Here is a 12303-nt window from a genome sequence, read left to right as displayed (position 1 = left end):
AGTTCTTAAAATATAATTAGTATAAAAATAAAAATATGGATCAAAGGAATATTAGAAATAGAATTTATATTACCCCTCAACAACAAGAAATAATCAAACACACACACATATTATTAGGCGGAGCAGGCATCGGAAGTGTAATTGCAGAGTGTTTACTGCGATTGGGTTTTGAAACCCTTACCATAATTGATGGCGATGTTGTTGAATTATCCAATTTAAACAGACAAAACTATACTGAGAAAGATATCTCTAAACCTAAAGTAGAAGCGCTTAAAGAAAGGTTGCTTTCTATTAATAGTGAGGCAAAAATCACGACTCATAATTGCTTTTTAACTCCGGAAAATGTTGAGGAATACATAAAAGATCATAAAATTGCGATCAACGCTTTGGACTTTACTTCAGATGTACCGCTATTGTTCGATTCTATATGTCAAAGTAGAAAGATCCCGGTATTGCATCCATATAATTTAGGATGGGGCGCATTGGTATTGGTAATTTCAGAAGAAGAAGGATTAGATGCTCTAAAGAAATCAGATGAAAAATTTACCGAAATCAATGTTGTCAATTATGTTATAGAATATATGCAATATTGGGAAAACCCCCAGGAATGGCTTGAAAAAGTTCTGGATGAATATATAAAAGAAGACAAAAATCTTTCTCCTCCGCAACTTTCTATTGCATCTTGGTTAGTTGCTGGTTTGTGTACGAATATTGCATTTGATATCGCGGTTAATAACCGTATAAAAGTATTTCCGGAATTTTATTTGACGAGTATCAAATAGACCATTTGCGAGATTTACTAGCTTATATTTCTGATTCTTTATAAAAATAATTCCTTTAAAAGCTGTATTCAAAATTTGATTTTGAATACAGCTTTTTTGTTATGGCAAAAAAAATGAAGGAGTGTACGCTTTTGCAAAAGATACAATTGCGTTAAAAACTTTTACAAAAAAGTACAAGACAATAGTAAATCATTATAAAGGAAATTCTATCTTAAATCCAAGTGCTGCTTAAATGGCAATATTACTTAAAGGAAAATATCTTTTAAACGATTGGTATTTAACTATTGTAACTGCTGACAACAAAAAAATGAGTTTTAAAAGAATCCGTTAAAAAGTATTTTTAAATCAGCTTATTACTGGTAGCAAAAGCAATGGCTTCTGAAATATTGGTCACCTCTAATTTATCAAAAAGTTTTCGTCTGTGAAATTTTACGGTATCCGGAGAAACAAATATTTCTTCGGCAATTTCATTTATAGCAAAACCCCGGGTTGAAAGCTGTAAAATTTCTTTTTCTCTTTTAGACAAAGTTATTTTTTTAAAGTTTTCCCATTGGTCAAGCGCAAGATTATAATTATGCACCATATTTTCTCCGTTTTTATGTATTTTAATATTACCCGCTTTGCGTTCAGACGATAATGAAATAATACATATTGCTTTCCATATTTTTCCGGTACTGGTTAGAAAAACAGGAGTAAGTTTTTGATTGATTAAAATCAATTTTCCTTCTTGGTTTTTTAAATGAAAATCATACGAAATTGTATATAGAATTCGGTCTTCCATTGGTGTTTTATCGTAAAAATCAAATCCAATAGAATTAATTTTGAGCAATAAGTCTAAATCGGATTGAGGAACATGTTTAAAATAAAAAGCATATCCCATTTCCAGAACTTGCTGAGGCGTATTACCACATAGAAATAAAGGATTATCTGAAACATATTCAAATCCCTGTTCCAAATAATTTATAACGTATAAACTGGTGTATGTTGCTCTTGCAAATGCCTTTATTGGCTCTATATAATCAAATTTCCGTACTCTTTCTTCATCTGTCAAGCTGTAAATCGTATTCCTTGAATCAAAAAATGAATTCAAATCCTGGTCTTTCATCTGCTTAATTTTTATCAAATTTACCCATTTTTTTTTCATGTATGAAAAAAGTGCATCAATCTTGTACAATAAGAATACTTATTGATTCTCAAATTCTTATAAATGTTTATTAGTTTGAAAACAATGTAAGATTTCATAAGACTATTAAAGTCAAGTTTTTTTCCATCAGGCTTATTCCTCTTTATCTTTTTTTATTGTCAAAAATCAATTTCTACTCTTTTAGTGTAGTTTATTGAATTTTAGGTAAATACTACTATTTAGTGTAGCAAAACAAAGCGATATGAAAATTAGATTTGTTACGAACCAAATGAAATAAACCCCAATGACAATTACTCAAAATTACTTAGAAAGATTAGAATTAAACCAACTTACAGAATTAGCCAAATTTGTAGTAGAGGAAAACTTCAATCATCATTGTGAAAATGTAAGTGCGCAGGAAATCATTTCAGACACTCAGGAAGTGTATGATGAAGAATTAAATTATTTCAAAGATTCTGAAATTTTTGTAGCCAAAGATTTTTCAGGAAACATTCAGGGATCAATCAGGGTAATTAAATGGGATTATAAAACAAAATTACCGCTTCAGAAAATTTTTAATATCGACCCCTTAAGTTACAAGTATTCGCAAAATGCCACATCTGTCTGGCATATTGGCCGATTTGCTACCAAAAAAGATGTAAAAGATAAAACACTTTTTAGAAAATTAATGGTGTGCGCAATTGCCCCTATATGCGAACAAAAAGATGGTGTTGCATTTGCAGAATGCGACAGCAAGCTTTTAAGAATAATGAACCTGCTTGGTATAAAAGCAGAAGTTATAGGTGCTTCTATAAATTATCTGGGCTCTGAGACCATACCAATAGCCATGAATTACGCTGGTTTAGAGGAGTTTTATTATAACAATAAATCACTGGTGACATCTCAGTCTATCAATAAAATGTCCAGTCAAACATTTCAAAACAAACAGTATCAGTATCAAGTATGCTAATGCCGGCTTGATAGTACAACCGGTAATTTCTAAAAGAAGGTTGTTTGGGGTAGTAATTTAACCATTAATTCCACTACAAATGATAAATGAGATGATAAGGAGAATACTAGAGTAAATAATGGTTTTCTCCTGATATTTTAAATCAGATAGAGCGATATAGACAGCACGATTTTTAGCACAGATCAAAATAAAAATTTAATCGTAAAAAAGATGATTTTAACAAAAGAACAAAAAAAAGGTCAGGATGTGTTTTTTAGCATAATTGCAGAGGCTTGGGAAAATGATGATTTTAAAAAATCATTGATAAAAAATCCCGAAAAAACATTAGCGGTGTTTTTTGGGAGAAATCTGCCAATAGGGAAAAAGATAAAGGTTACAGACCAGTCTGACCCAGAGTTTCTGTATATCAATATTCCTATAAAAATGAAGCCAGAAGATCAGGAGCCGGATGAAAAAAAAATAGACAACTGTAGCGGTAGCACCTCGAACGGATCTGCGGTTACAGACTTTGAAAGTTTGTATGATTCGCTGCGGGGTTTATAAATAATATTTTTAAAATATTAAAAACAAGAAATTATCGTACGGGGACATTTTCGGGTGCAATCGATAAGAGAACCCGAATAGTGTTGCCGAAATAAAGCAGAAATTGTTGATCCGATATGAAGAATTAATGCAGCAGGACGGCTTATTTACACAACTGGCTACACGTCAAATTAGTAAAATCATGAACAATTTAATTACTTTAGAACCAGTCGACCGCGAGGTGTCGATTGGTTTATCTTCTGCACTTAAAGCCTATCTCTTTAATAAGTTTATTTTAGATGATGTTTATGCAGTTTCAACTAATGATGATACGGACATTCAATTCTGGGAAGATCTACTGGATGCTTCTGAAAAAAAAGACATTTTTACGCTGTTAAAGGAATGCTATCCGCAATTGAATTTTCTAATCGAAAGAGAAACAGATAAAATTGAATTGTATAAAAATGTTGTTTTAAAAGGAAAAACAGATACATTTAAATTTACAGCTTATCTGAAATTAGAAGATGCAAAAAATATTAGTTTAGAACTTCATCAAAGTGTTGCAGGCAGAGTTCCGGTATTAATCGTTCCTAATAAAGAAGATTTTGTAAAAATTCTGCAGTCTTTAATGCATAAAAATAATCCCGTATCCATTCCGCCATCAATGGGGGCGGTGTTGTTAAATGGTCTTAATAACTGGAAAAGATTAAATAATATCAAAAAAAAATGGTTGCAAAATAATCCTTTGGGGGATTGGAATACCGAGTTTTCAGATAATATTATGCCTAATAGATCTTTATACAATGACAAATTCATCATTTTAAGTACAAAGCCTTACAGTAACGTTAAAGCAAGTCAATTGGGACTGGCAGAAGATGTATGGACTTCTTATTCCGTTTCGATTCGAAAAGAACATGAGTTTACCCATTTATATACGCTCAAAAAATACGGACACGCTGCTAATAACCTGCATGATGAATTAATAGCTGATTATATAGGAATTATTAAAACAACCTGGAGTTACAATAAAGTCTGGATGCTGACCTTTATGGGATTAGAAAATTATCCTCATTATAGAGAAGGCGGGAGATTAGAAAACTACGTAAAAGAAAGTAAGCTGTCTGAAGCTGATTTTAAACAATTAATTATAATTGTAAAAAACGCTATAGAAAACATTGCTATTTTTGATAAAAATCTGGGTAAACTAAAATCAATTAAAGACCAAACCCGTAGGATCGACGCACTTTGTGAGATAGGATTAATTGATTTGGCATCACCTAATGGTGCAGACTTATTGATTGAAATTTATTATGGAAATTTTTATCAGACATTATTCTAATATTTACAAGAATTATTATTGGCTTAAAACACTGACTCGTCCTAAATAATCGATACAGATTATTAGGACGAGTTATATGTTTGATGTTAAAATGAATCAAGAATACAGATAGGATTAAAAATAAAAAATTGGATACGCAAAACAGAATATAGCTTAGCTTCTTCTCCGTTTGCATATCCAAAATTTAAAAGTAGTTTATTGAATACTAATCTTTATAGAACTAGCTTTATCATTAAAACCTCCTAAACAACTATTATTTGCAGTTAACACAACAGATTCTCCTCCAAAATTGTCGTTCTGATACATTGTAACTCTGTAGCCATTTTCTAAGCGAATTGAAGACAAGTCATCATTTACAATACCATACGATTTTAACTGAGCTAATGTATAATTGCCAACAGGTAAGGCAACTGCATAGCCTGTATAATTGCAATTTTGGTAAACTGTTACAATACCTCCAGTTGCGGTATTATATTTATTATCAATATAAGTACGGGATAAATTACCTACACCATCAAAATAATTATCTGCTAATTTAGCAGGATCCGTTGCAAATTCTCCACCTTGTACTATACCATCATTCCCATCATTCCATGCCCATGGAGCGTTGGCACCGCCGGTTTTAAAATCATTTCCTGTAAATCCTCCTCCCGGACTAGAAAACAATTGAGTATTGAATCGTTGATCCCATAATCCTCCGCTTTCAAAAATATCGACAAGTTTGTATTCCACATAATTATCATAATTATCAGATGGTATTTGGGCAGTTCCGCTTGCAGAAGGGTAGTATATAATTCCATCCCCATCTATATCATGCTGCGGCCAGGCTTTAAGACTGTGTCCTTTAGCATCTTGCGCTGTGATAGGGTGCAATTCTCCGTTATAATCTCTCATTTGTAATGTTCCATCAACACTTTCTAATCCACTTACAAAAGAACTGCCAGATGGTACATACGAAAAGAAGTCTGAATGACTTACTGTAACTGCTCCTTTTAATGCACCATAAGCAGAACCATTTTTTTCGACAATTATTAATACCCCTTCTAAATCATTTTCGTGTTGGTCTAATGAGTACAAAAGTGGGTTATCTGTCCAATCTCTAGGAGAAAAGAAAGCATAAGTAATAAACCAATGTGTATTGGATTCTACAACAGAATAGTAACAATGCGCAGCTAAAGAATTGGTATAAGCAGGAAGATTGTTCCAGTTGTTTTCGCCATTCCAGTCATTGTCATAATTAATAGCGGTAAGGTAATCTGATTTTCCTCCTTCTGCATAAGTTCCGGTGGCATCTACATCTTTATAATGAATAGGGGCCCATCTTCTAGCCAAATCAGAAATAGCTGCCGCACTGATTTTTTTAGTATTTTGTTGGTTTGTTGCCACAGCGGTAGTTTCTACTTCATCCAATGTCGTGTCCTGACATGAGAATGTAATGGCCGCTAACATAACAACGAACACTTTACTTAAAACCTTTTTTCGATTCTGTTTTTTCATAATTCTAGTTTTAATTGTTTATAACATATTTAAATTCAATGATTTTCATAAATTATTTAAAAGGAATAAGCGACTGAGAAAAAAATAATCAGTAATAGAACCTTTGTTTTCTGAAAACAGATAATATCTGTTCTTTTTGAATTATAAATCTTACTAGTAATAAGTACCGTAAAAGAGAAATCGTACTATCTCAGTATATTATAATACCGTTAACAAAAAGTTAACAGGATTAGGATTATTTTATTTATAAAATCAATAATTTTTTTCAGAGTTAAAATCAGAAAACTGCTGATCAAAAAATAAAAAAAACAAGGATTTACTTAGTAAAAATCTTATTGAAGTAAGCCTCCGGCAAAGTAGATTCGGAGTAATTTGGAATAGTTCAATACTACCTGAATTAACAGCCAATAACATAGAGATTCGTAAATCTTATATTAAATCCTAATAAAATGAGTCTCACAAACTTTTAAAAAAAACATGTTCAACTCAGTACAACTAATAATTGTAAGAGAGAAGTTCACAGTTTGATATAGTGGCACGCGTGCTCTAAAATATTTTTTTATTATATTTAACACGGATAACGGTTGCTTTTATATTGTCAGGTATTGTATAAAACTTATAGCTACTATGAATAGATTTTTTACTGCGAATAATTACTCTAAACAGTTATATAAATAAAATGGAAATATTTGAATACATAAATATCAAAACCAAAATCCAAACAACAAAGTATGAGATTATAAAGAAGACCTTTAAACAAGAGGTTTATAAAAAAGGGACTATTCTTTTAAAACCAGATAATGCATCCCAGAAGTTGATTTTTGTAGAATCAGGTTTGTTACGGATGTATTACCAATTAGACGGTAAAGTAATTACTTTTCTTTTCCTTACAGAGAACGCCATGATGTTTCCTCTCGAAAGTGTTTTTTATAACAAGACTGACCCTTACGGGTGGGAAGTTGTTCAGGATTGTACATTAAGTATTGCTCACTTTTCTGACATACAGACCCTTATGGATACTGTTCCGTTTTTTGAACGCTTTATTCTGTCTGAATCTTTCAATGTACTTAAGCAAATGTCAGATAAGCTCTATGGCATCCAAATGCTAACAGCTGAAGAGCGGTACAAAAAACTACTCGAATTACATCCGGCCATCCTTCAAAATGCGCCATTGGGACATATAGCATCCTATCTTGGTATTTCTCAACAACACTTAAGTGTTATTCGTGCAAAAAAAAATTAAGGACTTTTTCTTTTTTAAGAATTCTTAAAAATCCCCGATTATTATCTGTCAACTTTGCACTTGCAAAACTGGGTTGCCCATTTTTAAAAATGGGTAGCAAAGTATCATGCCAATTATTCGCATTTTCCGCACCTGATCTATGTATGCTTCGGTAGTAATTCCAAAGCATTATGCGGAGCATTTTTAAAATTTAAATAAAAAACATCATGGAATCCATTTTAATTTATTTCCTCACGGGCATTTTTTGTTTGGCAATTTTGGGCAAACTAACGGGTAAAACCAAAGCTACTTTTGACAAGGCTGGCTACAGTTATTACTTTATGTATGGCTTAGCTGCCGTGGAATTGATGCTTACAGTGGGGTTATTTTCACAGTATGCTTTATATTCAATTATTGGATTACTGATAATTATGTCAGGAGCGGTTTTTACATTGTTCAGGCAAAAAGCAAAACCCCAGCATTACATTTTATCAATTATCGCTATCAGTTTATTGCTGACACTATATTGGTTATAATATTCTAAAACAAAGTAAACTATGACAGAGTTTTGTGGCAAAAATGATACTATTGAAAATTATAAAGAAAGAAGAGGAATTAAATAATATGAACCAGCTATCGACTTTAAGTGAAATAAAAGAGTATGAAGACTCAGGGATGATGACGTTGCCTCCCAATACGTATGAGGCATTGCGAATTGCTGCAAAAAATAATAGTGACAGGGTAGCGCTTCATTTTTTTTTAGACGGATCGGCCTACCAAAATGCAATCACTTTCTCCTATAAAGAACTTTTAGGAAAGGTCAATGCCTTTGCCAATATGATCTACCATCTTGGATTGGATAATGAAGCTGGAGTTTCAGTACTATTGCCCAACTGTCCCGCCTATGTAATCACTTTATTTGGTGCTCAGGCCCGCGGGGTAGTAAATCCACTTAATCCGATGCTCGAATTGAATCATTTAGCAGATATTATCAATGCTGCCCAAAGCAAAATCATTGTTACCCTTGCATCTAACACCACTATGCCTTATTTAGAAAAGGCCAGGGCTTTGGTTAAATTGACGCCATCAGTAGAGTATATTTTAACCGTTGATTTGGGGTATTATCTGGGAGAAAAAACTTCTTCTGAAATCGAGGTAATCAACGGTGTGCATTTTCTGGACTTTCATCACCATTTGGATCAGCATAATATGGACTCTCTCGATTTTAAGTGTACTAAAAAATACGACTCCATAGCTTCTTATTTTCATACTGGCGGCACTACGGGCAGTCCTAAATTAGCGCAGCATTCACATCAGAACGAATTGGTAAATGCTTTTATGGTAGATAAGTGCCTGCAAAACCAAAGCCCTAAAACGTTTCTTTGCGGTTTGCCCTGGTTTCATGTTAACGGTGTAGTTGTTACAGGCCTGGTTCCGTTACTAAATGGGCATACATTGCTTTTGGCAACACCCATTGGGTATAGGAATGAAGGATTGATGGAAAATTTTTGGAAAATAGCAGCACATTACAAGGTTTCTTTTTTTAGTGCGGTTCCAACTATACTAAGTAAACTCCTTAACGTTCCAATTGGTGGTGCAGACATTTCTTCTTTAGAAAATCTCCTTTGCGGTGCAGCCCCGCTGTCAGAAAAATTACTTACCGATTTTCAAAAAGCCACAGGCTTGCAGATCATCGAAGGATATGGTTTTACGGAAGGAACTTGTGTAAGTACTTTTAATCCATTAAAAGGCAATAAAAAAAATGGTTCTGTGGGTTTAGCTCTGCCGTTTCATCAAATGAAAGCTGTAATAATCGATGATAATGGAGATTATTTAAGAGATGCTGAGATCAACGAGCAAGGCATTCTGGTAGCTCACGGACCCAATGTGATTTCAGGCTATAAAAGTGAAATCCACAATAAAAATGCTTTTGTTGCAATTGCAGACAAAAGATGGTACAATACCGGCGATTTGGGCAGGCAGGATGCAGACGGCTATTTTTACATCGTAGGGAGAAAGAAAGAACTGATCATAAGAGGCGGACATAATATTGATCCTAAAGTGATAGAAGAACCTTTGAGCAAACATCCTTTTGTTGCAGCCGCTGCTGCTATAGCGCGCCCGGATGCATACGCAGGTGAGTTACCTGTGGTTTATATCGAACTAAAACCAAATACTTCGGCAACAGTAGAGGAACTTATGCTGTTTGCAGAAACCCATATTCTTGAAAAAGTGGCCGTACCCAAAAAAATGTATATCATTCCACAAATGCCTTTAACAGCGGTTGGCAAAATATATAAGCCCGAACTGGAAAATTGTCAAATAAAAGAAGTTTTTGAGACAGCCTTGTTGAAAATTCCTGGTATTGACAGCTTTGCTATAAGTTTTGATATGACCAACGGCAGAATAGTAAAGATTTTTGTAATATGCAGTGATAATGTAGACTACCAAAATTTAATTAACAAAGAACTGGGATACTACCCGGTCAAATATTTAATAATCAAAAGTTAAAATTAAGCACAAATAGACCTACTTATTTAAATTCTAATATAGTCAGATCCGGTAGATTATATTGTTCTATTCGGACTCATCGAATTGGTGTTGGTTACACTTTTATGGATACCTAAAACAAGTAACATTGGTTTTCCTATTATGTTCCTGCCTGGGAGGAGTGCTGTCAATAGAATTAATGGGTGGTCAACCTCTGATCGCTGCTATTTTCTTAGCATTTCTCCGGATCTCTCTTTTTTTAGTAACCGACCAATGTATTTGAAGTCTGTCCATACAGATAAAATTTAAACAGGTTGGGTATAATGGCAATATGTATAACAACCGACATTTAGACCTATTTTCCAGCGGAAATGGCCTTTTAATAAGCTAGTTGTGTAATTAACTTTGTACCCCAATAATCATAAGAAAATAAAAAATAAAAAATGAAAACGATAATTAAAATTATAGGTCTGTTTACAATTCTTTTTACGGGCAATGTGGCCTATTGTCAAAACGGCGAGGCAGATATCGATGTAGTACAAGCGCTACTTGGCAGAAATAAGCGATTAATCATAGCTGAGTATATGCAATTGGAGGAGAAAGAAAAAAATTCCTTCTGGCATCTCTATGATCAATATGAAGAGAAAAGAAAAGACATTGAAAAGGAAGTTTTTTTACTATTAAATGAATACGCGGAAAAATACAAGACATTAAATGACGCTGAAGCTCACAAGCTGATCGTGAATTTCATGAAGAGTATGGATGAAAACAACGCTCTGCGCAAAGTTTATTTTAAAAAAATGGAAAAGGAAATTGGCAGTTTAAAGGCCGCTAAATTTATTCAGTTGGAAACCTTTATCCAAACATCATCACAGGCTAACCTGCAAAATCAGGTTCCTATGATCGGAGAATTAGAACGATTAAATCGTCAAAATACTGAATTACAGCTCCGAAAAACTGAAAAGAACACTCGAATGATTGAAACTTTTAATTAATCATATTAAACAAAAAAATTACTGATATGGCTTTGTTAGATTTAAAGAGTTTTATAAAGAGAAGGTATTCTGTGACGCCTGAATTGATACAAAACTCCGTAAACAAGCCTATCGACTCCTCAAGGAAACAAAAGTGCTTCGAAAAGTACTTTTGTTTCCATTACTCAAGAACCCTATGTGCATTGATTTGAACCTAAGGTAACTCCAAGATAATTTATAAATGTTAAATTACTAAAAAATAAATAATATTTTTAATTTAAAACTAAAATAATATTATTAATTTAACACTGTTTTAAGCATATAATCATGTCAGATAAAAAAATAGTCGAAAGTAAGCTAAAATATGATGCAGTTGTAAGAGATGAAATTTTAGAACACAAATCGATTACTGATGGTTTTTCAGTAACCCTTGATCTCGTTATGGTCGAATATGAAGCATTCAAAAATTATTTCAGATCCGATTATTATCACATCGTTTTTATTGAATCTGGTGAAGCAACTATTAATATCAACCTGACAGACTACCACGTTAAAAAAAATGATTTTCTTCTTTCCTCACCGTTCGACATTAAAAGATTAATCAAATTTAAGGACTGCAAAATATCAACCATTCTCTTTACCAGTGATTTTTTAGAAAAAACGGACCTTTTAAAAAGTACAAACGATCTACTTGCTTATTTTACTTCAAAATATTCACCAAAATGGTCGTTAAATCAAAATGATTCCGTCACAATTATAAAAAGTATGAAGGAGCTTGCCGAGAAGCAGGAAAATATAAAGACGCATCTTTATGGAAAAGAATTATTATACTTAGCCTTTACATCTTACTTATATGAAATGTCTGCATTGGCTCAAAAATATGCACAGGCAATCCACAAAAATATATCAAGAAAAGAAAATCTGGTTATTAGCTTTACCGCTTTAATAATAGCGAATTTTAAAAAAGAAAGAGCTTTACAATTTTATGCATCCGAACTCAATATTACTGCCAAGTACCTGACTGAAACCATTAAAGAAATTACCGGTAAAACCGCCGGTGAAATTGTGGAAAGTTTTGTTATCCAGGAAGCAAAAATGCTGCTCAATAACCCGGAATTGAGCATTGCTGAAATTGCAGAGGAGCTAAATTTTAGCGACCAGTCATTTTTTGGTAAATTCTTCAAACGGTGTACCGGCTTATCCCCAAAGAATTACAGGCTTCTTTAATATCCTCATAAAACATTTTTAAAAACCCTTCTGAAAGTACTTTCAGAAGGGTTTTTTATTTTTCCCCACTTGCATTTACCATTCTCAAAGTGAAAAGTAAAGGACAAAAATCTTCTATTCCTTTCTTTTTTTGCTCTGAACGCAGTAAAAACGAATA

Annotated in this window: 11 protein-coding genes; 9 read left to right on the top strand and 2 right to left on the bottom strand. The window is 33.0% G+C overall.

Features of this window, described 5'->3' with window-relative positions; translation table 11 throughout:
- The first annotated feature begins 35 nt into the window (after nt 1–35).
- Entirely contained in the window at nt 36–782 is a 747-nt protein-coding gene (locus IHE43_RS15525; protein ID WP_192184738.1) for a ThiF family adenylyltransferase, read from the top strand.
- Between the two features lie 340 nt (nt 783–1122).
- On the opposite strand, the gene IHE43_RS15520 is transcribed toward IHE43_RS15525, so the two are convergent.
- The gene (locus IHE43_RS15520) at nt 1123–1887 is read right to left on the bottom strand and encodes a response regulator transcription factor (protein WP_192184737.1); all 765 of its coding nucleotides are present in this window, start codon (nt 1885–1887) and stop codon (nt 1123–1125) included.
- A gap of 322 nt (nt 1888–2209) precedes the next feature.
- Here IHE43_RS15520 and IHE43_RS15515 point away from each other — a divergent pair, with 322 nt between their 5' ends.
- The 3 genes from IHE43_RS15515 to IHE43_RS15505 all read left to right on the top strand — a co-directional run bounded on the left by IHE43_RS15515 (nt 2210) and on the right by IHE43_RS15505 (nt 4736).
- Nucleotides 2210–2875 (top strand): hypothetical protein, encoded by a 666-nt coding sequence (locus tag IHE43_RS15515; RefSeq protein ID WP_192184736.1) that lies wholly within the window; start codon nt 2210–2212, stop codon nt 2873–2875.
- 210 nt (nt 2876–3085) lie between these two features.
- Nucleotides 3086–3418 carry a hypothetical protein gene (locus IHE43_RS15510; RefSeq protein ID WP_192184735.1) on the top strand — a complete coding sequence of 111 codons (333 nt, stop codon included), beginning with the start codon at nt 3086–3088 and terminating at the stop codon, nt 3416–3418.
- Between the two features lie 181 nt (nt 3419–3599).
- Nucleotides 3600–4736, top strand: coding sequence for a hypothetical protein (locus IHE43_RS15505; protein WP_192184734.1), 1137 nt, complete (start codon nt 3600–3602; stop codon nt 4734–4736).
- A gap of 195 nt (nt 4737–4931) precedes the next feature.
- Here the strand turns inward: IHE43_RS15505 and IHE43_RS15500 are convergent, their stop codons facing one another.
- Complete coding sequence (locus IHE43_RS15500; RefSeq protein ID WP_192184733.1) at nt 4932–6233, bottom strand: hypothetical protein; 1302 nt, start codon at nt 6231–6233, stop codon at nt 4932–4934.
- 679 nt (nt 6234–6912) lie between these two features.
- On the opposite strand from IHE43_RS15500, the gene IHE43_RS15495 reads away from it, so the two are divergent.
- The 5 genes from IHE43_RS15495 to IHE43_RS15475 all read left to right on the top strand — a co-directional run bounded on the left by IHE43_RS15495 (nt 6913) and on the right by IHE43_RS15475 (nt 12146).
- Nucleotides 6913–7476, top strand: a complete 564-nt coding sequence (locus IHE43_RS15495; protein ID WP_192184732.1) for a Crp/Fnr family transcriptional regulator — start codon at nt 6913–6915, stop codon at nt 7474–7476.
- Between the two features lie 206 nt (nt 7477–7682).
- Nucleotides 7683–7991, top strand: coding sequence for a DoxX family protein (locus IHE43_RS15490; RefSeq protein WP_192184731.1), 309 nt, complete (start codon nt 7683–7685; stop codon nt 7989–7991).
- A gap of 88 nt (nt 7992–8079) precedes the next feature.
- Nucleotides 8080–9966, top strand: coding sequence for an acyl-CoA synthetase (locus tag IHE43_RS15485; protein WP_192184730.1), 1887 nt, complete (start codon nt 8080–8082; stop codon nt 9964–9966).
- Between the two features lie 422 nt (nt 9967–10388).
- Nucleotides 10389–10940, top strand: a complete 552-nt coding sequence (locus tag IHE43_RS15480; RefSeq protein ID WP_192184729.1) for a hypothetical protein — start codon at nt 10389–10391, stop codon at nt 10938–10940.
- A gap of 306 nt (nt 10941–11246) precedes the next feature.
- Nucleotides 11247–12146, top strand: a complete 900-nt coding sequence (locus IHE43_RS15475) for an AraC family transcriptional regulator (protein ID WP_192184728.1) — start codon at nt 11247–11249, stop codon at nt 12144–12146.
- Nucleotides 12147–12303: the final 157 nt, after the last annotated feature.

The organism is Flavobacterium sp. MDT1-60 (assembly GCF_014844035.1).
GTDB lineage: Bacteria > Bacteroidota > Bacteroidia > Flavobacteriales > Flavobacteriaceae > Flavobacterium.
This window is presented reverse-complemented; position numbering and strand designations above follow the sequence as displayed.

Coding starts and splice junctions, on each gene's coding strand:
- IHE43_RS15480 (WP_192184729.1), top strand. CDS start 10,389: ATGAAAACGATAATTAAAATTATAGGTCTGTTTACAATTCTTTTTACG.
- IHE43_RS15520 (WP_192184737.1), bottom strand. CDS start 1,887: ATGAAAGACCAGGATTTGAATTCATTTTTTGATTCAAGGAATACGATT.
- IHE43_RS15505 (WP_192184734.1), top strand. CDS start 3,600: ATGAACAATTTAATTACTTTAGAACCAGTCGACCGCGAGGTGTCGATT.
- IHE43_RS15510 (WP_192184735.1), top strand. CDS start 3,086: ATGATTTTAACAAAAGAACAAAAAAAAGGTCAGGATGTGTTTTTTAGC.
- IHE43_RS15490 (WP_192184731.1), top strand. CDS start 7,683: ATGGAATCCATTTTAATTTATTTCCTCACGGGCATTTTTTGTTTGGCA.
- IHE43_RS15475 (WP_192184728.1), top strand. CDS start 11,247: ATGTCAGATAAAAAAATAGTCGAAAGTAAGCTAAAATATGATGCAGTT.
- IHE43_RS15500 (WP_192184733.1), bottom strand. CDS start 6,233: ATGAAAAAACAGAATCGAAAAAAGGTTTTAAGTAAAGTGTTCGTTGTT.
- IHE43_RS15525 (WP_192184738.1), top strand. CDS start 36: ATGGATCAAAGGAATATTAGAAATAGAATTTATATTACCCCTCAACAA.
- IHE43_RS15495 (WP_192184732.1), top strand. CDS start 6,913: ATGGAAATATTTGAATACATAAATATCAAAACCAAAATCCAAACAACA.
- IHE43_RS15485 (WP_192184730.1), top strand. CDS start 8,080: ATGAACCAGCTATCGACTTTAAGTGAAATAAAAGAGTATGAAGACTCA.
- IHE43_RS15515 (WP_192184736.1), top strand. CDS start 2,210: ATGACAATTACTCAAAATTACTTAGAAAGATTAGAATTAAACCAACTT.